27 protein-coding genes are annotated in these 26,387 nt (G+C 58.0%); 22 read left to right on the plus strand and 5 right to left on the minus strand.

Annotated elements, in window-relative coordinates; all coding sequences use genetic code 11:
- The first annotated feature begins 31 nt into the window (after positions 1 to 31).
- The 7 genes from QWJ10_RS10935 to QWJ10_RS10965 all read left to right on the plus strand — a co-directional run bounded on the left by QWJ10_RS10935 (position 32) and on the right by QWJ10_RS10965 (position 7,343).
- Complete coding sequence (locus QWJ10_RS10935; RefSeq protein ID WP_288657639.1) at positions 32 to 871, plus strand: MoaF C-terminal domain-containing protein; 840 nt, start codon at positions 32 to 34, stop codon at positions 869 to 871.
- A complete protein-coding gene (locus QWJ10_RS10940) occupies positions 864 to 1,649 on the plus strand; it encodes an SDR family oxidoreductase (protein WP_289926260.1) in 786 nt (261 codons plus the stop codon). Before QWJ10_RS10935 ends, QWJ10_RS10940 begins: the two co-directional genes overlap by 8 nt.
- Before the next feature lie 96 nt (positions 1,650 to 1,745).
- Positions 1,746 to 2,546 (plus strand): SDR family oxidoreductase, encoded by an 801-nt coding sequence (locus tag QWJ10_RS10945; RefSeq protein ID WP_289926261.1) that lies wholly within the window; start codon positions 1,746 to 1,748, stop codon positions 2,544 to 2,546.
- Positions 2,547 to 2,658: 112 nt separating this feature from the next.
- Complete coding sequence (locus QWJ10_RS10950; RefSeq protein ID WP_019366250.1) at positions 2,659 to 3,663, plus strand: helix-turn-helix domain-containing protein; 1,005 nt, start codon at positions 2,659 to 2,661, stop codon at positions 3,661 to 3,663.
- A 53-nt stretch (positions 3,664 to 3,716) separates the two neighbouring features.
- Positions 3,717 to 4,646, plus strand: coding sequence for a transporter (locus QWJ10_RS10955; protein ID WP_289926262.1), 930 nt, complete (start codon positions 3,717 to 3,719; stop codon positions 4,644 to 4,646).
- A 9-nt stretch (positions 4,647 to 4,655) separates the two neighbouring features.
- Positions 4,656 to 5,876 (plus strand): MFS transporter, encoded by a 1,221-nt coding sequence (locus tag QWJ10_RS10960; protein ID WP_289926263.1) that lies wholly within the window; start codon positions 4,656 to 4,658, stop codon positions 5,874 to 5,876.
- Between the two features lie 24 nt (positions 5,877 to 5,900).
- A complete protein-coding gene (locus QWJ10_RS10965; RefSeq protein ID WP_289926264.1) occupies positions 5,901 to 7,343 on the plus strand; it encodes an amidase family protein in 1,443 nt (480 codons plus the stop codon).
- Positions 7,344 to 7,404: 61 nt separating this feature from the next.
- Here QWJ10_RS10965 and QWJ10_RS10970 read toward each other — a convergent pair whose 3' ends face one another.
- Complete coding sequence (locus QWJ10_RS10970; RefSeq protein ID WP_289926265.1) at positions 7,405 to 8,088, minus strand: SDR family oxidoreductase; 684 nt, start codon at positions 8,086 to 8,088, stop codon at positions 7,405 to 7,407.
- 176 nt (positions 8,089 to 8,264) lie between these two features.
- Between QWJ10_RS10970 and hpaB the strand changes: the two genes are divergently transcribed.
- Together hpaB and hpaC are read left to right on the plus strand one after the other, a co-directional pair.
- Positions 8,265 to 9,827 carry a 4-hydroxyphenylacetate 3-monooxygenase, oxygenase component gene (hpaB, locus tag QWJ10_RS10975; RefSeq protein ID WP_019366245.1) on the plus strand — a complete coding sequence of 521 codons (1,563 nt, stop codon included), beginning with the start codon at positions 8,265 to 8,267 and terminating at the stop codon, positions 9,825 to 9,827.
- A gap of 54 nt (positions 9,828 to 9,881) precedes the next feature.
- Positions 9,882 to 10,394, plus strand: a complete 513-nt coding sequence (gene hpaC / locus QWJ10_RS10980) for a 4-hydroxyphenylacetate 3-monooxygenase, reductase component (RefSeq protein ID WP_010799031.1) — start codon at positions 9,882 to 9,884, stop codon at positions 10,392 to 10,394.
- Between the two features lie 47 nt (positions 10,395 to 10,441).
- Here hpaC and hpaA read toward each other — a convergent pair whose 3' ends face one another.
- Entirely contained in the window at positions 10,442 to 11,374 is a 933-nt protein-coding gene (gene hpaA / locus QWJ10_RS10985; protein WP_289926266.1) for a 4-hydroxyphenylacetate catabolism regulatory protein HpaA, read from the minus strand.
- Positions 11,375 to 11,525: 151 nt separating this feature from the next.
- Between hpaA and QWJ10_RS10990 the strand changes: the two genes are divergently transcribed.
- From QWJ10_RS10990 to hpaI, 8 genes are all read left to right on the plus strand, one after another.
- Positions 11,526 to 12,182: a fumarylacetoacetate hydrolase family protein gene (locus QWJ10_RS10990; protein WP_289926267.1), complete on the plus strand. Its 657-nt coding sequence runs from the start codon at positions 11,526 to 11,528 to the stop codon at positions 12,180 to 12,182.
- A 10-nt stretch (positions 12,183 to 12,192) separates the two neighbouring features.
- Positions 12,193 to 12,966, plus strand: coding sequence for a fumarylacetoacetate hydrolase family protein (locus tag QWJ10_RS10995; protein ID WP_010799028.1), 774 nt, complete (start codon positions 12,193 to 12,195; stop codon positions 12,964 to 12,966).
- Position 12,967: 1 nt separating this feature from the next.
- A complete protein-coding gene (gene hpaE / locus QWJ10_RS11000) occupies positions 12,968 to 14,428 on the plus strand; it encodes a 5-carboxymethyl-2-hydroxymuconate semialdehyde dehydrogenase (protein ID WP_019366241.1) in 1,461 nt (486 codons plus the stop codon).
- 134 nt (positions 14,429 to 14,562) lie between these two features.
- The gene (hpaD, locus tag QWJ10_RS11005; RefSeq protein ID WP_197871683.1) at positions 14,563 to 15,420 is read left to right on the plus strand and encodes a 3,4-dihydroxyphenylacetate 2,3-dioxygenase; all 858 of its coding nucleotides are present in this window, start codon (positions 14,563 to 14,565) and stop codon (positions 15,418 to 15,420) included.
- Positions 15,421 to 15,488: 68 nt separating this feature from the next.
- On the plus strand, positions 15,489 to 15,881 hold the full coding sequence (locus QWJ10_RS11010; protein WP_010799025.1) for a 5-carboxymethyl-2-hydroxymuconate Delta-isomerase: 393 nt from the start codon (positions 15,489 to 15,491) through the stop codon (positions 15,879 to 15,881).
- 47 nt (positions 15,882 to 15,928) lie between these two features.
- Complete coding sequence (locus QWJ10_RS11015) at positions 15,929 to 17,236, plus strand: MFS transporter (RefSeq protein ID WP_289926270.1); 1,308 nt, start codon at positions 15,929 to 15,931, stop codon at positions 17,234 to 17,236.
- Positions 17,237 to 17,238: 2 nt separating this feature from the next.
- Positions 17,239 to 18,042: a 2-oxo-hept-4-ene-1,7-dioate hydratase gene (gene hpaH / locus QWJ10_RS11020; RefSeq protein ID WP_122043778.1), complete on the plus strand. Its 804-nt coding sequence runs from the start codon at positions 17,239 to 17,241 to the stop codon at positions 18,040 to 18,042.
- 63 nt (positions 18,043 to 18,105) lie between these two features.
- Complete coding sequence (gene hpaI / locus QWJ10_RS11025; RefSeq protein ID WP_122043780.1) at positions 18,106 to 18,909, plus strand: 4-hydroxy-2-oxoheptanedioate aldolase; 804 nt, start codon at positions 18,106 to 18,108, stop codon at positions 18,907 to 18,909.
- Between the two features lie 63 nt (positions 18,910 to 18,972).
- Here the strand turns inward: hpaI and hpaR are convergent, their stop codons facing one another.
- A complete protein-coding gene (gene hpaR, locus QWJ10_RS11030; RefSeq protein ID WP_010799021.1) occupies positions 18,973 to 19,449 on the minus strand; it encodes a homoprotocatechuate degradation operon regulator HpaR in 477 nt (158 codons plus the stop codon).
- Between the two features lie 357 nt (positions 19,450 to 19,806).
- On the opposite strand from hpaR, the gene QWJ10_RS11035 reads away from it, so the two are divergent.
- Positions 19,807 to 21,309 (plus strand): aldehyde dehydrogenase family protein, encoded by a 1,503-nt coding sequence (locus QWJ10_RS11035; protein WP_289926272.1) that lies wholly within the window; start codon positions 19,807 to 19,809, stop codon positions 21,307 to 21,309.
- A 26-nt stretch (positions 21,310 to 21,335) separates the two neighbouring features.
- Here the strand turns inward: QWJ10_RS11035 and feaR are convergent, their stop codons facing one another.
- Positions 21,336 to 22,277 (minus strand): transcriptional regulator FeaR, encoded by a 942-nt coding sequence (gene feaR, locus QWJ10_RS11040; protein WP_197871674.1) that lies wholly within the window; start codon positions 22,275 to 22,277, stop codon positions 21,336 to 21,338.
- 385 nt (positions 22,278 to 22,662) lie between these two features.
- Here feaR and QWJ10_RS11045 point away from each other — a divergent pair, with 385 nt between their 5' ends.
- Together QWJ10_RS11045 and QWJ10_RS11050 are read left to right on the plus strand one after the other, a co-directional pair.
- Positions 22,663 to 22,980 carry a hypothetical protein gene (locus QWJ10_RS11045; protein WP_150346141.1) on the plus strand — a complete coding sequence of 106 codons (318 nt, stop codon included), beginning with the start codon at positions 22,663 to 22,665 and terminating at the stop codon, positions 22,978 to 22,980.
- Positions 22,981 to 23,155: 175 nt separating this feature from the next.
- A complete protein-coding gene (locus tag QWJ10_RS11050; RefSeq protein WP_157782910.1) occupies positions 23,156 to 23,431 on the plus strand; it encodes a hypothetical protein in 276 nt (91 codons plus the stop codon).
- Between the two features lie 8 nt (positions 23,432 to 23,439).
- Here QWJ10_RS11050 and QWJ10_RS11055 read toward each other — a convergent pair whose 3' ends face one another.
- Positions 23,440 to 24,303 carry an MBL fold metallo-hydrolase gene (locus tag QWJ10_RS11055; protein WP_122043787.1) on the minus strand — a complete coding sequence of 288 codons (864 nt, stop codon included), beginning with the start codon at positions 24,301 to 24,303 and terminating at the stop codon, positions 23,440 to 23,442.
- Positions 24,304 to 24,399: 96 nt separating this feature from the next.
- Here QWJ10_RS11055 and QWJ10_RS11060 point away from each other — a divergent pair, with 96 nt between their 5' ends.
- Positions 24,400 to 24,735, plus strand: a complete 336-nt coding sequence (locus QWJ10_RS11060; protein WP_197871670.1) for a metalloregulator ArsR/SmtB family transcription factor — start codon at positions 24,400 to 24,402, stop codon at positions 24,733 to 24,735.
- Positions 24,736 to 24,813: 78 nt separating this feature from the next.
- A complete protein-coding gene (locus QWJ10_RS11065; protein ID WP_289926275.1) occupies positions 24,814 to 26,379 on the plus strand; it encodes a bifunctional protein tyrosine phosphatase family protein/NAD(P)/FAD-dependent oxidoreductase in 1,566 nt (521 codons plus the stop codon).
- Positions 26,380 to 26,387 lie beyond the last annotated feature (8 nt).

Raw genomic sequence — 26,387 nt, forward strand, 5'->3', positions numbered from 1 at the left:
ATGACCTCAACTATCAAACGGAGTGTATGACATGACCCAACAACAGGACTGGATCACCGTAGGCGCACTGGCCGATGGCTTCAACCTCGATAACTACACGTTGCCTGTCTCGAACGACCTCAACGGCAGGACGCTAGTGCTCGACGGCCCGTCCGGCGAATCCATTACCTACCGCTTCAGCCAAAATGCGGTTGGCTGGTCCTCTGCAGACCACTCGACATCTCACGAGGCGGCCTCTCGTGTCACTTCCATCCGGGAAGGGATCTACCTGATCGACTTTCTTCAGCAGACCGACACGTCCACTGCCTCGATCAGCCTCGTGCTGGACGTGAAGCAAGGCGTTTTCACGCGGGTCTACGGGCAGCTCCCAACGCAGGATGATCAGCGCAGCGATCTGTTCAGGTGTGCCTTGTCGGGCCAGGATCTAACGCCAGTCTCGGCGCAGTTCACTCATGGGACGATACAGGGCCTTTATTCAGGTACATCACCGTCGGAAGCGAATCACCCACATCAGCCGACCCACGAACTGGTCGGCATCCGCAACTGCTACGCCTACAGTCCTCATGAGGTTTATGAACACATCTATCTCAACGAAAACCTCTACAGCTGGCATTGCCTGAGTGGCGTTGAACGTGGGCTGGCCGATACGGACCGCTGCCATTATTTCAAGCTGGAGAACGAGCTCTATCTGTTCGTATGGCGGGAAAAGATCATTCCTACGCTCGGGCTGGTGCTGATCGACCTGAAGCAACACCGCAGCGACGGAAAGATCTGCGGCCATACGGGTGATGATCTAGGGCAGTGGTCGAACTTCCCGGTTGGCTCATTCAGCAGAATCCTCAACACAACCGAGTACCCAGGCCATGAATGAGGTGAAAACCTACGTAATCACCGGGGCCGGTAGCGGTATCGGTGAGGCGTGCGCCTATCGCCTTGCCGATGAAGGCGCCCAGCTTGTACTCATTGGTCGCCGTCGGGAACCGCTGGAGGAGGTAGCCGCTCGTACAGATGGGCTGGTACTGACGGGTAATGCGGCCAGCAGTGCGGATTGGGAGACGTTCATCCCTCGGATCATCGAGCGCTTCGGCAGAATCGATGGCCTTGTGGCGTCAGCGGGCGGTCTGGGCCAGGGCACTGCACTCGAGACCAGCGATACCCGATGGCAGCAAGCAATGCAAAGCAATCTGGACACCGCTTTCTACAGCGTCAGGGCGTGCCTGCCCTCATTGATCGAGCAGCGGGGTGCAGTCGTGCTGCTAGGCTCAATCGCCTCGCTGGCTGCTGGGGCGGGAGTCTGCAGCTATACCACAGCCAAACATGCTTTGATCGGCCTGACCCGTTCGCTCGCCAAGGATTATGGCCCTGCCGGCGTCCGCGTGAATGCGGTCTGTCCAGGCTGGGTGAAAACGCCGATGGCCGATGAAGAGATGCAGCCACTGATGCAGCATTACGGCGAAAGCCTCGAGGCTGCCTATGACCGGGTAACCCGCGATGTCCCCCTTCGCCGTCCCGCCACAGCAGTGGAAATCGCTGAAGTCTGCCGATTTCTGCTTTCTTCTGAAGCCTCGATCATTACAGGAGCATCAATCGTGGCGGACGGCGGCTCCAGCATCGTCGATGTGCCCACGCTCGCCTACGAGCATTTGTAAAGACAGATAAGACGTCAGCAATAGGCGCAGTACAAGGCAGCGATCGGCCCGTACTGCGCTTCTATCTTCATTCGACATAACCGCAGGAGCAGGATGATGCAGGATCAGACATCAGCAGGATCGATACACGATTTTACCGGCAAGGTCGTTCTCGTCACCGGGGGCGGCCAAGGCATCGGGCGAGGAATTGTCGAGCACTTTGCCGGAGCTGGCGCACAGGTCGTCATTGCCGACCTCAATGCGGAGAACGCAGCAGCGGTCGCGCGGGGATTGCAAAAGGAGGGAAGACACGTGACCGCCCATCCGGTAGACCTGGCCGAGCGCGATCAGATCAGGACACTCATGGAAACCGTCAAACAAACCTGCGGCCGGCTGGATGTCCTGGTACATAACGCCGGCTACTTCCCACTAACTCCGTTTGCTGGTATTACACCTGAAGTGCTGGAACGTACCCTGGCCGTCAATCTGTCATCCCTGTTCTGGCTGACGCAGCAAGCATTGCCACTGTTCCGGCTACAGGGCAAGGGCTGCGTGCTGGTTACGTCCTCAGTGACAGGACCTCGAGTCGCTTATCCCGGGCTCTGCCATTACGCGGCGGCCAAGGCTGGCGTGAACGGATTCATTCGTAATGCCGCCCTGGAACTGGCACCTCATAACGTTCGGGTGAATGGCGTCGAGCCGGGGATGATCCAGACACCTGCCATGGACAACTTGGGCGACAGCGACGTCACCCGACAGATCAGGGCAGGCATCCCGCTCGGGCGGCTTGGTCAACCGTCCGACATTGCCAGTGCGATGCTGTTTCTGGCCTCAGAGGCCGCCTCGTTCATTACAGGGCAGACGCTGGTCGTTGACGGTGGCATGACGCTGCCTGAATCCAAGATGGCCCTGGTGTGAACGCGCTACCAAATAGCCATTTTTGGCACATCTACATCTGAATGGTACGTTGAGGAACAGAACTTGCCTCAGTACGCAGGAAAGGCCTTTAACGAGCAGAAAGGTTTCCAAAATGCACCAAGACATCAAGGCTGCGTTACCGGTAAAGGCTCGAATGCATCACACCCATACTCAGGACGTATCGGAGCACTCCCACGCCATGACAGGCTGGGCATTGCATTATGACCAGGTCTCGTCTGGACGCTTCGAGGGAGAACTGATCGATATCCAGCTGGACTGGATGCATCTGACCCGCGATCGGTGCAATCAGGCATTGCGCAAGAACGGCTCGGCATGGCCAGGTGCGATTGCATTCAGCCTGCCCCTCAACGAAGCGTGCGAGCTTCATTGCGCCGGACACTCGTTGAGAGAAGCCAGCCTGTTGGTCGCCCGCGGCGCTCACCTGCCAGAGTTGCAGACGCCTGCCAATCTCGACCTGCTATGCATCACCGTTGCAGAGGCCGAGCTGCTTCCCATACTAGAGCAGCAACAGAGCCCGTTCACACTTGACGACTTGCCGAAGTGTTACCGTCTCCGCCCCCATCAGCGCTACAGCGAGTTCGTCAGGTTGCTTGACGACATCGCAAATACGCAAAGCCAGAGTCAAGGCCTCTTGAAGCACGAGGCTATCCGAAACGGTATCCGGGAAACCGTTCTGTTGCACCTTCTGGATCTGCTCGATGCTGGCGAAGAGGTTCCGGCACTGACTCCCACAGCCCGCAAGCGGATGGTAGACCGAGCCCGCGAGTATGCGCTTTCGTGTCAGGAAACGCCGCCTTCGATTTTGGAACTCTGTAACCGCATCGGCGCCAGCCGACGCAAACTGCAGTACTGTTTTCAGGAGGCGTTGGGCGTCAACCCGACCACTTATCTGCGTACGCTGCGCCTGAATGCGGCGCACCGTGCGCTTTGTCACAGTGACGGCACGGTTTCAGTGCAGGACGTAGCAGCCCAATGGGGCTTTTGGCACCTGAGCCGCTTTGCCAACGACTACGCTAAATTGTTTGGCGAAAAACCATCCGCCACTTTACGCCGTGTTCGTGAAGACTATATGACCAGTTTTGCCAAATCCGGATAACAACCCTCGCTTGACCTCCCCCACCCTAAGAAAAAACAAAGGGAGAGGTTTCGATGTACGAAGCATACAAGATCACAACAATTAGCTCCGTATTTTTAGCCACTTTATTCCTGACTCATCCCGCCCAGGCGACTGAGGGCGGAGCCCCTACAACAGCCTTTGGTGTCTATGATTTTGGCGCCGGGTTCACACCGCCACCGTCGCCAACAGGCACCGTTGGCCTGCGTACCAACTACTACTGGGCCAATACTGTCAAAGACCGCCACGGCCGAGACAACGGGACTGATTTTTCCCTTGGCGTCCTCTCACTCGGCCTGGCTTATATCCGCATGACCGATACCGAACTGCTGGGTGCAAAATACGGGTTTGGTGTGATCGCGCCTTTTTTCGACATGGACGCTGATCTCAAGGTCAAGGTGGGCGGCACCACCGTCTTTTCGGACAGCACTCACGTATTCCGGCAGGCGGACCTGCAGGTGTTGCCACTGATTCTACAATGGACGCCCTCACGTAACCTTGGTATCAACGCGCAGTTCCAGATTCAGGCACCCACCGGCGATTACGACAAGAACCGTCTGGTCAGCCCCGGCCTCAACCACTGGACGTTTTCACCTATCGTCAACGCCACCTATATCAGTGATTCAGGATTCGAGGTGTCATCCAGCTTCGAGCTGGACGTGAACACCCGTAACCATTCTACGGATTACAAGAGCGGAACTGAGTACCGCCACGAGTTCGCAGTGGGCCAGCATTTCGGGCCTTGGACAGCCGGTATTGGCGGTTACTACTACCGCCAGCTCAGCGACGATGACGCACCCAACCTTACCTACGGTAACCGCGCCCGGGTACTGGCCATCGGACCTGCAGTGAGCTTTTTCCAGCCGGGGCTGCCACCTGTCTGGGTGCATGCTTACAAGGAATTCGACGCCCGTAACCGTACCGAGGGTTATGCCGTCGCCGTGCGTTTTTCCCACAGTTTCTGAGGAATTACCATGTCCCAGTCCTATCTAGAAGGCCGGCATACCGCTGGTCGCGCGCAGGGCGCTGTCCTCATGCTTGGTAGCAGCCTGACAATCATGGGCTCCGTGATGGTCGCGCCGGTTCTACCCAAGATTGCCGCAGAATTCGGGCCGGTAGAGCCCCAGACGAGCGTTCTCATACCACTGGCCATTACGGGGCCGGCACTGGCCATTGCGCTTTGCGCACCGCTGGCCGGTTGGCTGGCCGACCGGCTCGGACGCAAACGTCTGCTGATTCTGGCGACACTGGTCTATGCACTTTGCGGCGCCACACCTGCATTTTTGGACAGCCTGAAAGGAATTGTTGGTCTGCGACTGCTCTTTGGCTGTGCCGAGGCGGCAGTCATGACTTGCTGCGTCACGCTCATCGCCGATTACTGGCATGGCGAACAACGCATGCGCTACGTAAACGGGCAAGTCATCACGATTGGTCTGGTAGGCTCGATCTTCTTTGCCATCGGTGGCGCACTGGGGGAACACTCCTGGCGAACACCGTTTCTGCTGTACATGCTTCCCCTCCTGCTTGTCCCGGCCATGCTCAAGCTGCTCTGGGAGCCCGAGGTTCATCATGCCCGGGCAATGCATTCAACCGAGCCTGGGCAGTCCTCCCTTCCGCCGCTAATCATCAACTATCTATTGGTGTTCTTTGGCATGGTGCTGAGTTTCATCGTCCCAGTCCAAAGCCCCACCCTGCTGGTCGGGCTGGGGGTTACGTCCAGTACGCTGATCGGGCTGTGCGCAGGGCTGGGGCTTCTCACTTCACTGGGAGGCTCGCTGCTCTGGCCCTTCGTTCGTCGAAGTGTAGGGCTCGCGGGGTGCAATGTGCTACTGCTACTGCTCATGGCCAGCGGACTGTGGCTACTCATTACCGCCCACACCTATTACCAAGTTCTGCTCGCCGTGACGATTCACGGTCTGGGCGCCGGCATGCTGGTTCCCAATTCCATGGCACCGGTGATGAATGCCTTGAGCGCGACCGCCCGTGGCCGGGGACTCGGTATCTTCACCGCCTGCCTGTACCTGGGCCAGTTCTCAAGTCCACTGATCGTCATTGCTCTGCTTGGCCAAACCGGTGATCTGCACCATGCCATTGGCCTGCTTGCCGTCGCCAGCGCCATCACCGCGCTTGTGTGGGCGCTGCTCAGCTTCCTGCGCCGTGGAATCACCAGCCCGGCCCGCTCCACCCATCCCTGAATTCAGTTACAAGGAGCTCCATTTATGAATGACATCGACCACCTGCTGGACACCCTGGATGCCACAGCCCTGAGCCTGCTCGTACGGCAAGGTGAAGTGACGCCCACCGAATTGCTCGACGCGGCGATCCAGCGGCTCGACCGGGTGAACCCGCAACTCAACGCCATCAGCGAGCGGTGCTATGACGTGGCCCGGCAGATGGCACAACGACCGGAAGCCCGACAAGGCGTACTGGCCGGTGTTCCGACCCTCATCAAGGACCTCTTCTCCCCTGTCCAGGGCGCCCGCATGACACAGGGCTCGCGCGTCATGGGTGAGGCACGCGCTGATCTTGATTGTGAAGTGGTTGCCCGTCTGCGTCGCGCGGGCTGTGTGTTTGCAGGCACGACCACGTCACCGGAATTCGGAACCTCCTACACCACCGAGTCGACCCGTTTCGGCGCCACCCGAAATCCCTGGAATACGGAACGCAGTGCCGGCGGGTCCAGCGGTGGTGCTGCCGCCCTGGTCGCTGCCCGTGCCATCCCGTTTGCTCATGGTAACGATGGGGGCGGCTCACTGCGTGTCCCGGCATCCTGTTGCGGGGTCTTCGGTCTGAAACCCACCCGAGGCCGACTGCCTTCCGGTCCGCTGGTAGGCGAAGGGTGGGCCGGAATGGGGACGCCCCATGCCATTACGTTATCCGTACGCGACAGTGCCCTTCTGCTGGACGCCACCGCTGGGGCGGACCTGGGTGCGCCCTACGCAGCGCCGGCTCAAGCGATGCCGTTCGCCCAGGCCGTCTCGGCTGATCCTGCACCGCTTCGTATCGCGGTGATCGAGCAACTGGGGCCGTGGCCAACAAGTCCGGAGGCGTTGAAGGCGGTACGTCATACTGCACGGCTGTGCGAGCAGCTCGGCCATCATGTGGAGCTTGCCACGCTACCCGTCAATCTGCCGGGACTTCTGGACCACCTCTTCAATATCATTGGCCCAAGCACTCGAAACTTTCTGGATATGGTCGGCCAGCTGAGAGGGCAGCCCGTAGCAGACGAAGAGTTGGACCCCCGTACGCGCATCATTCTACGCGAGCGGGGTGATATTCCGGCCGCACGTTATGCCGCCGCGGTAGAAAGCATCCATGCGCTGGGCAGGCAGCTGGCCTACTTCCTGATTGACCATGATCTGATCCTGACGCCAACCCTGACTCGGGAACCACCCCTGATCGGTGACCTGGACGCCTTTGACCCCAGCCTCAGCCTGGCCGAAGTAATCGAAGCCTTCCATAGCTATTCACCCTTCACGGCGCTGTTCAATGCGTCCGGCCAACCGGCCATGTCCGTTCCGCTCTACTGGACAGAGAATGGGCTGCCACTCGGCTCGCATTTTGCGGCACGCTTTGGTGAAGAGCACACCCTGCTTGCGCTGGCGGCACAACTCGAACGCGTCCAACCTTGGGCGAACCGCAAGCCACTGGTCTGTGCATAAAGGTACGAGGCACAGGACGGAGCAGACTGTGTGCCTTATTTCCGTACTAACGTGCCTCAACCTACCAGGGTAGCGACTCGCCCTGGTAGCTGACAAAATCACACTGGCAGCGACCCGCCTGCTGCTCGATGACGGCAATCAGACCCTTAGCGCTTTCGGTTGTGGTCAGTGGTGCCGAGTGGCCGCCCATGTCGGTCTGAACCCACCCCGGGTGTAACGCCAGCACACTGAACGACAACGGGGTATGCGAGGATGCCCAGCTCCTGAGCAGGCTGTTCAGGGCCGCCTTGCTGGCTCCATACAACGGCATATCCGCGGCACGATCAAGCGTGACACTTCCCATCTGGGAACTCATACACGCCACCACTCCGCCGTCTGCGATGCAATGGCTTAACCCTTCGACAACACGCAGCGGCGCAACTGTATTTGTCGAGAACAACTCTGCAATCTCTTCGGTATTGATTGCCATGACATCCTGGTGATCAGGTCCATAAATCCCTGCGTTGACGATCAGACGATCCAGCGTTGTGTTCTGCAATTGCTTCTTGAGAGAAGGAATTAGTGTCGGGTCCGTCATATCGCCGGATAGCAGCACCAGCCGATCGCCGTAAGTCGCGCTCAATTGTTGCAAGGCTTCGTTATCAGACCGACGAACCAGCGCAAAGACTTGCGCACCGCGTTCCAGGTACTGCGTAACCAGCGCCAATCCGATACCCCGTGACGCACCCACGATCAATACATTCATTTCGTTCAGCTCCCCTGGCGAGATTCATCAGCCCGAAATGGCTGATGAAATCGCTCCATGAAAAGTACAAGCGGTTGTCTGGAAAAGCCATTCTTCCGCCGCGGCGGCAGGCTCATGATCTCTTCCAAGCGTTACGCATTACCTGCATAAGAACAATGATACGGAGACATGTCCTCATGATGCCCGAAGATTATCGTGCCGAGAAAAACCGTCCACTGACGGGCGAAGAATACTTGGCCAGCCTGCGTGATGATCGTGAAATCTACATCTATGGCGATCGCGTCAAGGATGTCACTACCCATCCGGCCTTCCGTAATGCCGCGGCCTCCATGGCCAAGCTGTACGACGCCCTCCATGATCCCGAAACCAGAGAAACGCTCTGCTGGGAAACCGACACGGGCAACGGCGGCTATACACACAAGTTCTTTCGCTTCGCCCGTAACGCTGATGAACTGCGCGAACAGCGTGATGCCATCGCCGAGTGGTCGCGTCTGACCTATGGCTGGATGGGCCGCACACCTGACTATAAGGCCGCCTTTGGCAGCGCACTGGGCGCCAACGCCGAGTTCTATGGCAAATTCGAGCAGAATGCCCGCACCTGGTACAAGCGTATCCAGGAAGCGTGCCTCTACCTCAACCATGCTATCGTCAACCCGCCCATCGATCGCGACAAGCCGGTCGATCAGGTAAAGGACGTATTCATCTCCGTGGATGAAGAAGTTGACGGTGGCATCATCGTCAGCGGCGCGAAAGTCGTGGCGACCAACTCGGCCCTGACACACTATAACTTCGTGGGGCAAGGCTCTGCGCAGCTGCTCGGAGACAACACAGATTTCGCCTTGATGTTTATCGCCCCGATGAATACCAAGGGCATGAAGCTGATCTGCCGTCCCTCCTATGAGCTGGTGGCCGGGATGACGGGTTCTCCATTTGACTATCCGTTGTCGAGCCGCTTCGACGAGAACGACGCCATCCTCATCATGGACCGGGTGTTCATCCCATGGGAAAACATTCTGATCTATCGAGATTTCGATCGCTGTAAGCAATGGTTTCCACAAGGCGGCTTTGGTCGACTGTTCCCCATGCAAGGCTGTACCCGTCTGGCCGTCAAACTGGACTTCATCACCGGTGCACTGTTCAAGGCATTGCAATGCACCGGCTCGCTGGAGTTCCGTGGCGTGCAGGCACAAATGGGCGAAGTGGTTGCATGGCGTAACCTTTTTTGGTCACTTACCGACGCCATGTACGGTAATGCTTCCGAGTGGAAAAACGGCGCCTGGCTACCCAGCGCTCAAGCCTTGCAAGCCTACCGTGTGCTGGCGCCACAAGCCTATCCGGAGATCAAGAAGATCATTGAGCAGGTCGTGGCCAGCGGCTTGATCTACCTGCCCACCGGATCGCGTGATCTCAAGGATCCGACGCTGAACAAATACCTGAGTACCTATTGTCGCGGGTCCGGCGGTATGGGCCATGAGGAACGTATCAAGATCCTGAAGCTACTTTGGGATGCCATCGGCACGGAATTTGGCGGACGCCATGAGCTGTACGAAATCAACTATGCCGGGAGCCAGGACGAGATCCGCATGCAGGCGCTGCGCCATGCACAAGGAACCGGTGCGATGAAGAGCATGACTGATATGGTAGAGCAGTGCCTGTCGGACTACGACCTAAACGGTTGGACCGTTCCGCACCTGACCAACCCGGACGATATCAACATGCTGGACCGTATTCGCCAGTAATCCTGCAATGCTGTCGCCGGATCGCTGATCCGGCGCCCCGTGGAGGTAAAGGTCATGACCCAACTCAGCCCAACCCAACAAGCCTTTCGCAATGCTATGGCGTCGCTGTCCGCCGCCGTGAATGTCCTGACCACCAATGGTCCTGGTGGACGCTGTGGCATTACGGCCACTGCCGTCTGCTCGGTCACGGACACGCCGCCCACCGTTATGGTGTGCATCAACCGCAACAGTGCCATGAATGGTGTCTTCAAGCAGAACGGGCGGCTGTGCGTGAATGTCCTGGCGGGCGAACATGAAGAAGTGGCCCGTCATTTTGCCGGGATGACCGGTATCGACATGGATGAGCGCTTCAAGCGTCACGCCTGGAAGGAGGGCCGCGAGGGCGTTCCGATTCTTGACGATGCCCTAGCCAGCCTGCAGGGAAGGATTACCGATACCCAGGAAGTCGGCACCCACTCGGTGCTTCTCGTAGAGCTCGATGAAATCTGTACCCGCGAGCGATGCGACAGCCTGGTGTATTTCAGCCGTAATTTTCATCGACTGCAACGCGAGCACAGCGCTGCCTGACCGGTCGCCCCTTTGTCGCGTCATACGTGGCGCGGCTTTTTTAGGGGTTACGACTCGGTTGCCAAAGTGCTGGCGCGACGGCTGAGCCGATAGTCGCTGGGCGTAATACCTGCCTGGCGCGTAAAGAAGCGACTGAAGTAGGCAGGATCCTTGAAGCCCAGGCGAAAGCATATTTCGTTGGCTGAGCTCCCTGTGAACACCAACAGCCGCTTGGCCTCTTGCATAAGGCGGTCATGGACGAGCCGTTTCGAGGGAATGTCTGCGGTACGTCGGCAGATGTCGTTCAGCCGCGATTCCGTCAGGCCCAACTGATCAGCGTATCGGGACAATGGCCAATGCTCGGTGTAGTGCGCTTCGATGAGTTCATTGAAGCGCCGAAACAACTGCAGGTCATCCTGCCGCGCAGGCTGTGCCGCGATTGATTTTGGAGAGAGACGAAGCATGCTGATAAAGATCAGGCGAGTCAGGGCTATCAGGCCACAGGCCTGGCCAGGACGAGATGTACCCGCCTCCAGCCTTAGCAACTCAAACAACGAGGCCAGCCGCTCGGCCTCTTCGCGAAACTCAGCCTCCAGGCTGGCCAGGCCTACACAGATCGGCAGGAATCCCGACGCGGTCCAGAGATCAGGCACCTCCTGCAATAGCGACCATACCAGCTGTTGGCGAATCGTCAGGACATGTCCGTCGCTGCCCTCCTCCGTCACAAAGGCATGGGGGACCGGAGGCGGTGTGATGAAGAACATAGGGCCCTGCTCCTGGTACTGCCGGTCATCCAGGTACACCCGAACCTTGCCGGTCTTCACGTAATGCACCTGAAAGAACCGGTCATGCCGGTGGGCACGCATGTTACGCCCGAAGAACTCCGCCAGTCTGCCTAGCGCATCGTAATGCACCTCGGCATCGGCATAACGCTGGTCGTAGACCTGACCGATGTTGATGTTGGGGATCGGCTGGATAGACACGGACGCAGGACTTTTCATGAACATCATTCTTTTTGTTGTTGAACCAAGCATACGCGAACTCAGGTAACACTTGACCTTAGTTAACATATTAAATATAAAGTTAACACATTAACTAATTACTCCCAAACAGGCATGCCCTGTTTCCACACCAATAACAAGGGAGAGCGCCATGTCGCGATCACTTAGCGAATCTGCCAATGGAACACTGTTCGGCGTCGCCCTGAATTTCCAAGGCCTTTTGCGCAGCCGACTTGAAGAGTTTCACGAACCGCCTTACCAACAGCCCCCACTGAAACCGGTCCTGTTCATCAAGACGCCCAACACCCGTAACGGGCACCAGCAGCCCGTCATCATGCCCCAGGGTGAGCGTCTGCAGGCAGGCCCAGCCCTGGGAGTAGTGATTGGCAAACGGGCCAGCCGGGTAACTGAAGACCAGGCCATGGCCTACGTGGCGGGGTATACCGTCATCAATGAATTCAGCCTGCCGGAAGAGAGCTACTATCGGCCTGCCGTGAAGGCCAAATGCCGGGACGGATTCTGTTCCATAGGTCCTGAGCTGGTGCCGGCAGAGGCCGTGAGCGACCCGAATCTGCTCACCCTCAAGCTCTATGTAAACGGCACGCTGCGCCAGGAAAACACGACGGCTAACTGGGTACGCACCCTCCCTCAGCTAATCGCCGAGCTGAGCGAGTTCATGACGTTGAACGAAGGCGACGTGCTGATCACCGGTACGCCTGAGGGCCGCGTCGATGTCACGCCGGGTGATCGCGTAGAGGTCGAGATCGACCGCATCGGCCGCCTCATCAATACCGTAGTTGCGGAATAAGGAGCACCCCATGAAACATGCACGTATTCGCTATCAGGGTGAGATCCATACCGTTACCGTCGACGATGACCATGCAGTACGTCTGCCCAGTGGCGAACGGCTATTGGAAGACCAGGTGGAATGGCTGCCGCCCGCCACAGGCAGCATGTTTGCCCTGGGCCTCAATTATGCGGACCACGCGGCAGAGCTGGCTTTCAAAGCACCCACCGAGCCACTGGCCTTTATCAAATCGCCCAACACCTATACCGGACACAGGCAGATCACCTGGCGGCCTGACAACGTCAAGTACATGCACTACGAGTGTGAGCTGGTGGCTGTCATTGGCAAACCGGCACGTCATGTAAAGCGCGCGGACGCTCTGGACTATCTGGCTGGCTATACCGTGTGCAATGACTACGCGATCCGCGACTACCTCGAGAACTACTACCGCCCCAACCTGCGGGTGAAAAACCGCGACTGCACCACACCGATCGGTCCCTGGATCGTCGACACCGCCGATGTGCCAGACCCGTCCAACCTGCGCCTACGCACCTGGATCAACGGTGAGCTGAAGCAGGAAGGCACCACGGCGGACATGATCTTCGATATCCCCTACCTGATCGAATACTTTTCCAGTTTCATGACCCTGCAGCCCGGCGACATGATCGCCACCGGAACGCCGGAAGGCCTTGCCGATGTGGTGCCTGGAGATGAAGTCGTTGTGGAAGTGGAAGGCGTCGGTCGCCTCGTCAATACCATCGTCAGCGAAGAAGCTTTCTTCGCCGCAGCTGCCAAAGAGGTCTGAAATGATCAAGCACTGGATCAACGGCCGTGAGGTCGAGAGCAAGGAAACGTTCACCAATTACAACCCGGCGACCGGCGAGGCACTGGGCGAAGTGGCCAGCGGCGGCGCCGAGGAAGTCGCCCAAGCCGTGGCGGCTGCCAAGGAAGCTTTCCCCAAGTGGGCCAACACCCCAGCCAAGGAACGGGCCAAGCTGATGCGCAAGCTGGGCGAGCTGATCGACAAGAACGTGCCAAATCTGGCCGAGCTGGAAACCCTGGATACGGGGCTTCCAATTCATCAGACCAAGAACGTACTCATACCCCGAGCCTCCCATAACTTCGACTTCTTTGCAGAAGTCTGCACACGGATGGATGGGCATACCTATCCGGTCGATGACCAGATGCTGAACTATACCCTGCACCAGCCGGTAGGGGTCTGCGGCCTGGTTTCACCCTGGAACGTACCGTTCATGACAGCGACATGGAAAACGGCGCCGTGTCTGGCACTGGGCAATACCGCCGTGTTGAAAATGTCTGAGCTGTCGCCCCTTACGGCCAACGAACTAGGCCGTCTGGCCTTGGAAGCAGGCATTCCGCCAGGCGTATTGAACGTCGTGCAGGGCTATGGCGCCACAGCTGGAGACGCCCTGGTTCGTCACCCGGACGTGCGGGCCATCTCATTCACTGGCGGCACCGCTACCGGCCGAAAAATCATGGAAACGGCGGGACTCAAGAAGTATTCCATGGAGTTGGGCGGCAAATCGCCTGTGCTCATCTTTGATGATGCCGATCTAGGCCGTGCGCTGGACGCCGCTCTCTTCACCATCTTCTCGCTCAACGGTGAGCGTTGCACGGCGGGCAGCCGTATCTTCATCCAGGAAACGGTTTACGACCAGTTTGTCGAGGAGTTCGCTGCACGCGCCAAGCGCCTGATCGTGGGTGATCCGCAAGATCCAAAGACCCAGGTCGGCTCGATGATTACCCAGGCTCATTACAACAAGGTCACAGGCTACATCAAGATCGGCCTGGAAGAAGGCGCCACGCTCATGGCAGGTGGTCTGGAGCGTCCAGCGAACCTGCCCGCCCATCTGACAAAGGGGCAGTTCATCCAGCCCACCGTATTTGCCAACGTCGACAACAGGATGCGTATCGCTCAGGAAGAGATTTTCGGTCCTGTCGTCTGCCTCATCAAATTCAAGGATGAGGCCGAAGCCCTGCGCCTGGCCAATGATACCGAATACGGCCTTGCGTCCTATATCTGGACCCAGGACATCGGCAAGGCGCACCGTCTGGCCCGAGGCATCGAGGCCGGCATGGTGTTCATCAACAGCCAGAACGTACGGGACCTGCGCCAGCCATTCGGTGGTGTGAAAGGTTCTGGTACTGGACGTGAAGGAGGCGAGTACAGCTTCGAGGTGTTCACAGAGGTGAAGAACGTGTGCATCTCCATGGGCAGTCACCACATCCCGCGCTGGGGTGTGTAACCACTCCCGTCCCCAGGGCCAGCGCCTGCTAGCGGTATCGGCAGGCAAGCACCCGGGTTTTCGGGCTTATCACGGCCAAGCAGTTACAACACAGCGCCCTGATCTTCTGTTCGGGGCTAACAAGGAGAACTGTCATGGGCGAAGTCGTCCTTGCAGCCAAGATTACACATGTTCCATCCATGTATCTGTCTGAACTGCCCGGAAAGCACCAGGGTTGCCGCGAGGCAGCCATCGCCGGACACAAGCTCATCGGTCAGCGCGCCCGCGACCTGGGCGCCGACACGGCCGTCGTGTTCGATGTTCACTGGATGGTCAACAGTGGTTACCACATCAATTGCGGGCAGCAGTTCGAAGGGATCTACACCAGTAACGAGCTGCCGCACTTCATCAAGGACATGGCGTATCAATATCCGGGCGATCCCGAGCTGGGAGCCCTGATCGGTGAGGAAGCCAATGCCGCAGGGATCCGCACCATGGCCCATAACATCCCTAGCCTGGAGCTTGAATACGGAACACTCGTTCCCATGCGCTACATGCACATGGGCGTACCGGACAGCCAAAAGCTCAAGGTCATTTCCATTGCCGCCTGGTGCGCCTGGCATCGGCTGGAAGACAGCTTTGCCTTTGGTGCTGCGGTTCGTCGCGCCATTGAAAAAAGCGACCGCAAGGTACTGGTACTGGCATCCGGATCACTCTCCCACCGGTTCTCGGACGATCGGGTCGCCGAGGCGAATATCCATAAGTGGACCCGCGAATTCGACAAGCAGGTCGACTTGCATGTGGTGGAGTTGTGGCGGCAAGGTCGCTTCAAAGAGTTCTGCGCCATGCTTCCAGACTACGCCGAGCACTGCTATGGCGAAGGCAAGATGCACGATACGGCCATGTTGCTGGGCCTGCTGGGCGGCCCTGAATACAGCAGGCCCGTCGAAATCGTGACCGAGCCGTTCGGAAGCTCGGGCACCGGTCAGATCAACGCCATCTTCCCCGTTTGACTAGCGTCAGCGGCTTTCAGGGGCTGATACAGGCCCTTGAAGGCTGCACGCCCCGCCGGAGTAAAACCATGCCCCACTTTATTGCCGAATATTCAGCCAATCTTGAGCACGACGCAGACCTGCCGGGTTTGTTTGAAAAAGTCCACGCCTGTCTCGGCAACAGTGGTGTTTTCCCCCTAGGCGGTATTCGTAGCCGCGCGATCCGCATGGATACGTTCCGCATGGCTGATGGAAAACATGACTATGCGTTCGTTCATATGACGCTGAAGGTAGGTGCTGGCCGTGACCTGGAGACACGGCGTCAGGTAGCCGATGCATTGTTCGAGGTGATCAAGCATCACTTCGCCGAACTTCAGAGCAGACGCCTGCTGGCACTGTCGTTCGAGATGACCGAACTCTCGGCCGAACTCAACTACAAGCACAACAATATCCATGCCTTCCTGAGCGAGCAGGCCGGTTAGGCAGCGTTCTGTTTGCGTCCTGACAACAACAATAAAAGGCACCCACCATGGCACAGGCAATCGATACGCTTTCGGTTTCGGGAAAAAATGATGCAACTTACCGGCACATCACCTGGCGACTGATGCCACTGCTGCTGGTCTGCTATGTCTTCGCTCATCTCGATCGCATCAATATCGGCTTCGCCAAGCTGCAAATGAGCAACGACCTGCACTTCAGCGATACCGTTTATGGATTTGGCGCAGGCCTGTTCTTTATTGCCTATGCCCTGTTTGGCGTACCCAGCAACCTGATGCTGGACCGTGTGGGGCCGCGCCGCTGGATTGCCACGCTAATGGTGGTATGGGGCGTCCTGTCCACCGGCATGATGTTTATCGAGTCCGCCACCGGCTTTTATACCCTGCGCTTTCTGTTAGGCGTGGCGGAAGCGGGCTTTTTCCCTGGCATCCTGGTTTATCTCAACCGCTGGTTTCCAGCCCATCGGCGGGCGTCGGTCACTGCACTGTTTGCCATTGCCGTCCCTATGGCAGGAGTCATCGGCGGCCCCCTGTCCGGCTGGATTCTGGAGCTGTTCAAGGACAGCGGCGGTCTGCGGGGGTGGCAGTGGATGTTCATGTTGGAAGGTCTGCCAGTGGTGTTGCTTGGGTTGGTCGTCCTCAAGGCCCTGCCGGACAGCTTCGAGAGCGTCAGCTGGCTTGAGCCTACCCAAAAGCGTCAACTCCGTGATGCGCTGGCGGGAGAGGAGCAGCGCAAAACGATTACTTCCTTTTTAGGCATTGTTCGCAACGGACAGGTGTGGTTGCTCGTGGCGATTTATTTTGCCGTCATGTTGGCCGTCAATACTCTTGCCTTCTGGATGCCAGCTCTCATTCACGGCGCTGGCATCGGTCAAGACAGCAACGTCGGCATGCTCAGTGCCATCCCTTATCTGGCAGGCTGCTTCTTCATGATCGCTGCAGGCCGCTCCTCCGATCGCCACCGCGAACGCCGCTGGCACCTTTGCGTCCCCCTCCTCATGGGTGCGGCCGGTATCGCCATCGCCGGGCTGGCACCTCAAAACACAACCCTCGTCATGCTGGGCCTGGTCATTGCAGGCATGGGCGCAAGCTCCGCGCTGCCCATGTTCTGGCAGTTGCCCCCGGCGTTTCTATCGTCAGGCACACAGGCGGCCGGCATTGCCATGATCAGCTCCTTTGGCAGCGTGGCGTCATTCCTCGCTCCCTACTTTATTGGCTGGATGCGCGATACCACGCAAAGCGCCAGCCTGGCGCTCTATGTTCTGGCGGCGCTCATCGCTGTCGGTGCCTTTTTGGTACTGCGCACCCCTGCCGCCATCGTCAATCCACAAGGAAACTAGCCATGCTCGACAACGCCTTTATCCGTGCGGCCGCTGAACGTCTTGACCAGGCCGAGCGCTCCCGGGAACAGATCGGTCAACTGTCCCTGGAGCAGCCAGGGATCACTATTGAAGATGCCTATGCCATCCAGCGCGCCTGGGTCGAAAAAAAGATCGCGGATGGTCGCAAACTGGTTGGCCACAAGATAGGCCTCACCTCCCGCGCCATGCAGGTGTCATCCAATATCACAGAGCCGGACTATGGCGCTCTGCTCGACGACATGTTTTTCGAAGAAGGAACCGACATTCCCTTTAATCGATTTATCGTACCACGCGTGGAAGTCGAGCTGGCCTTCGTCCTGGGCAAGCCACTGAAGGGTCCGAACTGCTCGATTTTCGATGTGCTCGATGCCACCGAGTATGTCATTCCGGCGCTTGAGATCATCGATGCGCGTATCCAACAGATCGATCCCCATACCAAGGCTACACGCAAGGTCTTCGACACCATCTCCGACAATGCCGCCAATGCCGGCGTCGTCATGGGCGGCAAGCCGATTCGCCCTCACGCTATCGATCTGCGGCGCGTACCGGCCATTCTTTACCGCAACGGGGTGATCGAGGAATCGGGTGTCTCCGCAGCGGTGCTTAATCACCCGGCCAAGGGCGTTGCCTGGCTGGCCAATAAACTGGCCGCCTATGACGTCACGCTGGAGGCGGGCCAGATCATCCTGGGCGGCTCATTTACACGACCCGTGCACGCAAGCCCGGGCGATACTTTTCATGTGGATTACGACCAGCTCGGCAGCATCGCCTGCCGCTTCGTCTAAGACCGGTTTGGCCTGCGGCAGCGCGCTCATGCCCAGGCCAACCTCCCGCCGTGAGGATTTACCATGCAGCTTCCTATCAACACCTTCAAACAGCGCCTCAAAGGCGGTGACCCGCTGATTGGCCTCTGGATTGGCCTCGCCAATGCCTACAGCGCTGAATTAGCCGCCAACGCCGGTTTCGACTGGCTGCTGCTTGATGGCGAGCATGCGCCCAATGATGTCCGCAGCCTACTCGCTCAACTACAGGCCGTTGCGCCGTATGCCACCCACCCGATTATACGGCCGCCCATTGGCGATCCTGTGCTTATCAAACAGCTTCTGGATATTGGCGCCCAGACACTGCTTGTGCCGATGGTCGAATCCGCTGATCAGGCCAGGGAATTGGTAAAGGCCATGCGCTATCCGCCGGAGGGTATTCGCGGTGTAGGCAGCGCCCTGGCACGCGCCTCACGCTGGAACACGATCCCCGGCTACCTGGATCATGCTGATGAACAGATGTGTCTTCTAGTCCAGATCGAGAACCGAACCGGCCTGGATAATCTGGATGCCATTCTGGAGGTCAATGGAGTGGACGGAGTGTTCATCGGTCCTGCTGACCTGTCTGCCGCACTGGGGCATCGTGGCAATCCAGGCCACCCAGACGTTCAAGCCGTAATTGAAGAGGCGATTGTTCGTATTGCTAAAGCCGGCAAGGCGGCAGGTATTCTTTCAGCCGATCAGAAGCTCGCCCAGCGTTATATCGAGCTGGGCGCAGTCTTTGTAGCGGTGGGGGTCGACACGACGGTGCTGATGAAAGGCCTTCAAACGCTGCTAGGCCATTTCAAGCACAACACTCCAAAGCCCACACATGGTGGCGGTGTCTATTAAGGTATGAGGCACCGAGCCTGAACTGAACCAGCGGCCCTTGGGCCGCTTTACCTGCCCAGCTGATCAACTGTCATCCCGATCGGGATAGACAAGGCGCTCTTCGTCGTCATCCTCCGAGCCAGGCCGCACCTGTTTGAGCTCTTCCAGCAAGGCGATTAGCGTCTTGAGCTTTTCCTCACCAAATTGCTCCTGGATGCGCTGGTAGTTGGTCTCCATACCCGTGGCCATGGATTCGAAGCACGCCCGGCCACGATCCGTCAGGCTCACGTAAACACGTCGCTGATCCTTGGGTGTTTTCCAGCGCTGCACGTACCCGTCACGCTCCATGCGAGACAATACACCGGTCATGCTGGGCTTGAGAATGCAGGCCTGCTTTGCCAGCTGATGGCTCTCCATCTCGCCCCGCTGCCAGAGTATCCGAATGATGCGCCATTGCTGTTCGGTAAGGCCGTGCTCATTCAACAACGGACGGAAAAACCCCATGGCCGCTTCGCGGGCCTGCAACAAGGTAAGCGTAAGAGAAGGACGCGGTTTCAGCATGACAATTAGTCACCAGGAGCCATGAAAGATATCGTTGCACGGGCCGGACGGCAGCCCAATGAATAGATTGGCAGATATACCGTCATTTACCAACGGAGCGGGACCATCGCATATAATTAACATATTAATCAACCATTCTGAATTCCTCTTCGTCCCTCACCCTATTCAAATCGATTGGTGCGTTCACGGCAGCGCAAGCCGCCTTGCCTCATCACACCGGGTGATGCCTTGCGGGTGGCAGAGAAGATCAAACCCTGCGGCAGCGACATGCAAGCTCTCTTGATTGACGACTCCTAAGCTCTGGACATGAAGCCTCACCGCTTGCCTTAGAGCCTTGAGAATAGCCAGGAATCCCTTATGTCTACTGCCGAACTCATTACGCCCCTCGAGACTGTTACCCGTTTTCTGTCACTTACGCATTCCAGCTTCGTGGATGGCCGGCCCAGCACCGCTTCTCGCGGCGATGTCATTGCGGTAAACGATCCCGCTTCGGCCCAAGCCATTTCACAGATAAGGCTGGCCGAGCGGGAGGAAGTAGACCGTATCGTCGAGTCCGCCCGCGCTGCGTTTGTCGCGGGCACCTGGAGCAAGGCTCGACCGGCTGATCGTGAGCGCATCCTCCTGCGCTTTGCTGATCTCGTCGAAGCCCACGGCGAGGAACTGGCGCAACTGGAAACGCTGGAACAAGGTAAATCGATCCACATTGCCCGCGCGATTGAAGTCGGCGGCGCAGTTGAATACATGCGTTACATGGCCGGGTGGGCCACCAAGCTCGAAGGGCAGACGCTCGACGTCTCGATACCTGTTCCAACCGGCGCCCGTTACAATGCCTATACGCGCCGTGAGGCAGTTGGCGTAGTGGCAGGCATCGTCCCCTGGAATTTCCCGCTCATGATCGCCCTGTGGAAGATCATGCCGGCTCTGGCCTGTGGCTGCTCCATAATCATCAAGCCCTCGGAAGAAACGCCTCTTACCGTGCTGCGGGTAGCCGAGCTGGCCATAGAAGCCGGCGTTCCGCCCGGTGTATTCAACGTACTGATCGGCCGCGGCTCGGTAGCGGGTGCCGCACTGGTGGCGCACCCCAACGTCAGCAAGGTGTCCTTTACCGGCTCTACGGCCATCGGCAAGCAGATCGGGACTGCCGCCCTGCAAAACATGACACGATTCTCCCTGGAGCTCGGTGGCAAGAACCCTATGGTGCTGCTACAAGACGCCGACCTTGAAAAAGCAGTTGCAGGCGCGCTCATGGGCGGCCTACTCAATCAGGGTCAGGTATGCGCTGCCGCTTCGCGCATCTACGTGCCGCAGGCGCTAAAAGCGGACTATGTCGAAGCGCTTAGCGCCGCGGTAAACGGCATGAAGATCGGGCCGGGGCTGGACCCAACCACACAAATCAACCCGGTCGTTTCACGCCGGCACCAGGGCAGTGTTCTTCAGCATCTAGAGCTGGCACGCCAGCAAGGGGCTACTGTCACGACGGGAGGCGATGCACCCGACCTGCCCGGCTATTACGTCCAGCCTACTGTGCTGGCCAACGTTGAGCACCACATGGCGGCGGCGCGCGAGGAGATTTTCGGACCGGTATTGTCCGTTATCGCTTACGACTCACTGGATAAAGCCATCCATATGGTCAACGACAGCCAATACGGCCTCACGGCCAGTCTCTGGACCAATGATCTGACCCGTGCCATGGACCTCATTCCCCGCATCGAGGCGGGCACGGTCTGGGTCAACAGCCACGTACCGGTCGACCCGAACCTGCCTTTTGGGGGCTACAAGCAATCCGGTATTGGGCGGGAGTTCGGCCGCGGCGCTGTCGAAGCCTTTACCGAACTCAAATCCGTGTGTATTGCCTACTGAGCCTGATGAACGCGGCCTGAGCATGCTCAGGCCGTCATCGACTGGCTACGATAGTCCCGCGGGGACCTTTCGAAGTGCTTCTTGAACGTCCGGCTGAAGTGAGCCGAGTCGGTAAAGCCCCATTTGAAAGCGATGTCTGTGATCGACTCGTTGACCAGACGCTGATCGAGCAGATCGGCAGCGCTGCGTGCAAGTCGGGCACGCTGGATATAACGGCAGACGCTATCGCCCTCTTCTTCGAATAGCCGATACAGCTGGCGGATGGAAATGCCTAGCTGCGCCGCCAGTTTGGCAGGACTCAAGGACGCATCGGCCAGCTGGTCGTGGATCAGCTGTTCTACTCCGCTTCGTAGTACGCCGCCCTTGGCCTGGAGCTCAACGGCCATTGTGGGCGCACTGGCTGTCAGGGCGGGTTTCAACAGGCTGATCAGCGAATCCTGGAGCGCCTCACCTTCATCATCCTGCCATTCCTGTGCCGGCATACCCTCGGCCAGCTGGGTACAGATCAGCCGAAGCAACCGGCCGCTGGCACTGCCTGAATTAAGCTTGCCAAAAATATGCTGTTGATCGGCCAGATGCCTGGACACCGCCTCGCGGGGAAGATGAATCGAGCAATGCTCCATCAAACCAAGCGGATTGATTTCGCAGGTACCTGCAGAATCAACCAGCGCCATCTCACCGGGCACCAGATCGATGGTATGCCCATGCTGCGTGATCTGTGCTCGCCCGGATCGCTGCATGACCAGAAAGCAGTATCGATCACCATCTTGATCATGCCCTCGTTTGCGAGCCAGACAGGCCGCGTTGGTCTTGACCATGGCCAGTTCAAGTCCGGCTATACGCCGCTGGGCAAGCTCGCCGATAAACAGCGAACCGGTCAACGAGGGCTGCGCGGTAAACCGGCGGCCACAAAAAGCGCGAATCGTTTCTAGCCAGATCGAAAACGCATCGAGACGTTGGACTTGCATGGCATTTCACCTCGGCTGTCATTCAGCCTGTTGTTCTTGTAGATAGTTAACATGTTACCAATTTACTACGAAACTACAGAGGTGCAAACCCTGATTCCATATGAGCTGATGACCGACCTCTCATTTCACTATGCCATGTTCCCTGCCACTCGCGGCAGTTTGCGCCCGTCAAAAAAGACTAAATGGCGATAACCCGTTAAACTACGCCTTTTTTTGTTTGGATTTTGAAAGTCGAGGGGTGATTTCGAAGGCGAAATACTACTCATGCCAATGAGCACACGCTGCCCTGAGGTCAACGCCCCGAGGCCGTCCTGAATCCACTGCAATACCTCGTCGCATTGCGAAGCGGCGACTGTTTTAGCTTGTACTGAAAGGAAGTAATACCATGGTAATGCACTACTCCACCGGCACTGATCAAGTCGCTTGCGGCCGCAGCAGTCCTAATGTCTCTACCCAGCCTGATCAGGTTACCTGCAAGACATGCCTGCGCTCGGCGGCTTATGCAGCGGCAACAGTAACCGACACTCAGGTTCAGGAGATTGCTGCTCCCGTACCGGCTGCCAAGACACAGCCTGTTGAGCAGTCCGTAACCTACCGTACCCGTAGCGTTGCGTTTGCCGAGTGGCAAAACAAGCTGGCCGATGGCAGCCGCCTGCCTCGCGGTCAGCATTTCAAGGGGCCGCAAAAGAAAACCGCGCTTTAATGCATTGCAGGGCGCCAGCGTAAGGCATGACCTTACCCTGGCGCCTGTATCAGGTGATCGATCCCGGATAACTACTGCCGCCGATAGGCCAAGCCTGCCTGGGTCGTTACACTTGCCATCCTATCCGTTACGAACAGAACACATGACCCATTGCCTCTTCGCTGGTTTTATGCTCATGGCAGTCCTGCTACTAAGTGGATGCCAGAGCCGCTCGCTGACACCCGTTGAAACCACCTTGCAGGCGCGTCCCCTCCCGCTTGACCAGGTCAGCCGCCAGTCGGAATGCCGCTCCCTTGCCGAGCTCTACTCCAGTTGCTACGTCGCCCTGGCAACCTGGACATACGCCAAGACCGAGCAGAAGGCCACCCCGGAGGAACTCGAAGCGGCCATGCACGCTGCCAAAGCCCGCGCATTGAAACTAAACTGCCCGACGTTCTGGGAAGAAGACTGACGCCCTGCCTAAAGGCGATTGATCGGAATTTTCAGGAAGGTCGCACCGGACTCATCTGCAGGTGGCATTTCACCCGCCCGGATATTGATCTGGATCGACGGCAGAATAAGCGTCGGCATCGATAGCGTTGCGTCCCGACGGCTGCGCATCTCGACAAAAGCATCTTCGGCAATACCGTCGTGCACGTGGATATTGCTGGACCTTTGCTCAGCGACCGTCGTCTTCCAGCATACCTCTCGTCCAGCGGGTGGATAGTCGTGGCACAGGTACAATATCGTCTCGGCTGGTAGCGCCAGTATCCGCTTGATGGAACGGTACAATTGACGGGCACTGCCACCGGGGAAATCGCACCGTGCGGTTCCTACGTCAGGCATGAACAATGTGTCGCCTACGAATACCGAATGCTCCGCTACCTGATAGGCCATATCCGCGGGTGTATGCCCTGGAACATGCAGTGCACGCGCCGCTAAACGGCCAATGTGAAACAGCTCGTCCGGCTCGAACAGATAATCGAATTGTGAGCCGTCCAACCGGAACTCAGGCTCCAGGTTGAAAACATCACGGAAAACGCCCTGAACCTGGCGGATGGGAGCGCCAATGGCAATCTTGCCTCCCAGCATACGTTTCAGGTAAGCCGATGCAGAAAGATGATCGGCGTGGGCATGGGTCTCAAGCAACCATTGCACCTTGAGACTATGCTCCTGAATAAATGCAATGATCCGGTCAGCCCCATGTGTGCTGGTTCGCCCGGCCTTGGCATCGTAATTCAATACCGAATCGATGATGGCGCATTCCGAACCATCCGCCTCGAATACCACATAGCTGATGGTAGCCGTGTCGGCATCGAAAAATGCCTGTACTAAAGGAGTCATGTCTATTACCTCTCCATCGATCTACCTTTTTACAATATATTGAATTATATATTGTATGAAAATAGACTGATTGGACGCATGACGAGGAAGGGACCAATGGCAACTCAGCTTTCTACCACCGAAGTCGCTCTGCTCAGGGCCTCTGCTTCAAAAGCCTGCACGCTGCTGAAAGCGCTGGCCAACGAAGACCGCCTCCTGCTGCTCTGTCAGCTGACCCAGGGTGAGCGCAATGTGGGCGAGCTGGAAGGCCTGACGGGTATCCGCCAACCGACGCTTTCTCAACAGCTGAGCGTCCTTCGGGAAGAAGGACTGGTCAATACACGTCGCGAAGGCAAGTACATCTATTACGCCCTTGCCAGTTTCGAGGTCGTTTCCGTCATGCAGACACTGTCCAGCCTGTACTGCGGTCAGGCCCTGAAAAGCGTGCAGTAAAGAGTCATCTCTACGTTCAACCTGTCTGCGCTAGCGCCATAGACTTTTTGTTGTTTCCTACGCTGTCTGGAGTTGCCCATGGACCACCCCATCAACCGACTCGATGAAACGTTCGCTACGTGCGGACAGCTACAGCTCGATGACTTGCCTGGCATCGCTCAGCAAGGCTACCGCAGCATCATCTGCAATCGACCGGATCATGAAGGTGGACCAGAACAGCCTCTTAGCGAACAACTTCGGCGCCATGCCGAAGCATTGGGCTTGAGCTTTGTCTATCTCCCTGTCATACCCAGCACCCTTCATGAGGGACAGGCCCAGCAGTTACAGGCGTTACTCAGCACGCTCCCCCATCCGATTCTGGCGTTCTGTCGCACAGGTAACCGCTCTACTCAGCTGTACCGAATGGCGTGCGAGAACGAAGCGGCAAGCAGCCAATACGACGTCGTCATCATGGGCGGTGGGTCAGCTGGTATCGGCGTCGCTGCAAGCCTGCTGCGCCGTGCCCCTGAGCTGAAACTCGCCGTGGTCGAGCCCAGCGATCATCATTACTATCAGCCCGCCTGGACGCTTGTAGGGGGTGGAGCCTACGACGCAGCGGACACGGTTCGCCCGATGGCCAGCGTCATGCCGCACGGTGTCACCTGGATTCAGGCATCGGTCAGCGCGTTCGCCCCGGAGCGCCAGAGCGTGCTGCTCAGCAACGGTAAGCAACTGGGTTATCAGCAACTGATCATCTGTCCCGGTCTGCAACTGGCGTGGGAGCGCATCACTGGGCTGGAAGACACGCTGGGCCAACATGGTGTGACGTCCAATTACCGGTATGACCTGGCCCCTTACACCTGGGAGCTGGTCCGAAACCTGAGGCATGGGAAGGCGCTATTCACTCAACCGGGGATGCCGATCAAATGTGCCGGTGCGCCCCAAAAAGCCATGTACCTGTCCTGCGATCACTGGCTGCGACAAGGGGTGCTGAAGAACATCCAGGTCGAATTCAACCTGGCAGGCGCAGCGCTGTTTGGCGTACCGGCCTTTGTCCCACCTCTGATGGCGTATGTAGAGAAATATCAGGCATCACTGGCTTTTCAGTCCAATCTGGTTGCTGTCGACGGCCCTGGCAAAACCGCCTGGTTCGAAGTTACCGCCGCTGACGGTAGCGTGAGCCGTCAAGCCAAAGCGTTCGACCTGCTGCATGTGGTGCCACCGCAACAGGCCCCTGATGTAGTTCGGCGTAGTACGCTGGCCGATGCGGCGGGCTGGCTTGAGGTCGATCCGGCCACCCTTCAGCATCCTCGTCATCCAGACATATTTGCCTTGGGTGATGTGTGCGGTACCAGCAACGCCAAGACGGCGGCAGCGGCACGCAAGCAGATCGTAGTCGTAGCAGAAAATCTGCTGGCCTTGCGCAAGGGGCTCCCGCTGCCAAGCCGATATGATGGTTACGGCTCCTGCCCACTTACCGTCGAAAAAGGCAAGGTGATCCTGGCCGAGTTTGGTTATGGTGGAAAGCTTTTGCCGACCTTTCCCTTTGATCCTAAGGTGCCGCGTAAATCCGCCTGGTTGCTGAAGGCCAGCGTACTGCCCCGCTTCTACTGGAACGGCATGCTCAAGGGCCGTGAGTGGCTTACCCGCTGCGCCCAGAATTAAGGGAACCC

This window comes from Pseudomonas sp. WAC2, from assembly GCF_030403525.1.
In the GTDB taxonomy this organism is placed as follows: Bacteria; Pseudomonadota; Gammaproteobacteria; order Pseudomonadales; family Pseudomonadaceae; genus Chryseomonas; species Chryseomonas luteola.

Excerpts from the sequence above, each read along its gene's own strand:
- QWJ10_RS10935 (WP_288657639.1), top strand. The coding sequence starts at position 32 with ATGACCCAACAACAGGACTGGATCACCGTAGGCGCACTGGCCGATGGC.
- QWJ10_RS10940 (WP_289926260.1), top strand. The coding sequence starts at position 864 with ATGAATGAGGTGAAAACCTACGTAATCACCGGGGCCGGTAGCGGTATC.
- QWJ10_RS10945 (WP_289926261.1), top strand. The coding sequence starts at position 1,746 with ATGCAGGATCAGACATCAGCAGGATCGATACACGATTTTACCGGCAAG.
- QWJ10_RS10950 (WP_019366250.1), top strand. The coding sequence starts at position 2,659 with ATGCACCAAGACATCAAGGCTGCGTTACCGGTAAAGGCTCGAATGCAT.
- QWJ10_RS10955 (WP_289926262.1), top strand. The coding sequence starts at position 3,717 with ATGTACGAAGCATACAAGATCACAACAATTAGCTCCGTATTTTTAGCC.
- QWJ10_RS10960 (WP_289926263.1), top strand. The coding sequence starts at position 4,656 with ATGTCCCAGTCCTATCTAGAAGGCCGGCATACCGCTGGTCGCGCGCAG.
- QWJ10_RS10965 (WP_289926264.1), top strand. The coding sequence starts at position 5,901 with ATGAATGACATCGACCACCTGCTGGACACCCTGGATGCCACAGCCCTG.
- QWJ10_RS10970 (WP_289926265.1), bottom strand. The coding sequence starts at position 8,088 with ATGAATGTATTGATCGTGGGTGCGTCACGGGGTATCGGATTGGCGCTG.
- hpaB (WP_019366245.1), top strand. The coding sequence starts at position 8,265 with ATGATGCCCGAAGATTATCGTGCCGAGAAAAACCGTCCACTGACGGGC.
- hpaC (WP_010799031.1), top strand. The coding sequence starts at position 9,882 with ATGACCCAACTCAGCCCAACCCAACAAGCCTTTCGCAATGCTATGGCG.
- hpaA (WP_289926266.1), bottom strand. The coding sequence starts at position 11,374 with ATGAAAAGTCCTGCGTCCGTGTCTATCCAGCCGATCCCCAACATCAAC.
- QWJ10_RS10990 (WP_289926267.1), top strand. The coding sequence starts at position 11,526 with ATGTCGCGATCACTTAGCGAATCTGCCAATGGAACACTGTTCGGCGTC.
- QWJ10_RS10995 (WP_010799028.1), top strand. The coding sequence starts at position 12,193 with ATGAAACATGCACGTATTCGCTATCAGGGTGAGATCCATACCGTTACC.
- hpaE (WP_019366241.1), top strand. The coding sequence starts at position 12,968 with ATGATCAAGCACTGGATCAACGGCCGTGAGGTCGAGAGCAAGGAAACG.
- hpaD (WP_197871683.1), top strand. The coding sequence starts at position 14,563 with ATGGGCGAAGTCGTCCTTGCAGCCAAGATTACACATGTTCCATCCATG.
- QWJ10_RS11010 (WP_010799025.1), top strand. The coding sequence starts at position 15,489 with ATGCCCCACTTTATTGCCGAATATTCAGCCAATCTTGAGCACGACGCA.
- QWJ10_RS11015 (WP_289926270.1), top strand. The coding sequence starts at position 15,929 with ATGGCACAGGCAATCGATACGCTTTCGGTTTCGGGAAAAAATGATGCA.
- hpaH (WP_122043778.1), top strand. The coding sequence starts at position 17,239 with ATGCTCGACAACGCCTTTATCCGTGCGGCCGCTGAACGTCTTGACCAG.
- hpaI (WP_122043780.1), top strand. The coding sequence starts at position 18,106 with ATGCAGCTTCCTATCAACACCTTCAAACAGCGCCTCAAAGGCGGTGAC.
- hpaR (WP_010799021.1), bottom strand. The coding sequence starts at position 19,449 with ATGCTGAAACCGCGTCCTTCTCTTACGCTTACCTTGTTGCAGGCCCGC.
- QWJ10_RS11035 (WP_289926272.1), top strand. The coding sequence starts at position 19,807 with ATGTCTACTGCCGAACTCATTACGCCCCTCGAGACTGTTACCCGTTTT.
- feaR (WP_197871674.1), bottom strand. The coding sequence starts at position 22,277 with ATGCAAGTCCAACGTCTCGATGCGTTTTCGATCTGGCTAGAAACGATT.
- QWJ10_RS11045 (WP_150346141.1), top strand. The coding sequence starts at position 22,663 with ATGGTAATGCACTACTCCACCGGCACTGATCAAGTCGCTTGCGGCCGC.
- QWJ10_RS11050 (WP_157782910.1), top strand. The coding sequence starts at position 23,156 with ATGGCAGTCCTGCTACTAAGTGGATGCCAGAGCCGCTCGCTGACACCC.
- QWJ10_RS11055 (WP_122043787.1), bottom strand. The coding sequence starts at position 24,303 with ATGACTCCTTTAGTACAGGCATTTTTCGATGCCGACACGGCTACCATC.
- QWJ10_RS11060 (WP_197871670.1), top strand. The coding sequence starts at position 24,400 with ATGGCAACTCAGCTTTCTACCACCGAAGTCGCTCTGCTCAGGGCCTCT.
- QWJ10_RS11065 (WP_289926275.1), top strand. The coding sequence starts at position 24,814 with ATGGACCACCCCATCAACCGACTCGATGAAACGTTCGCTACGTGCGGA.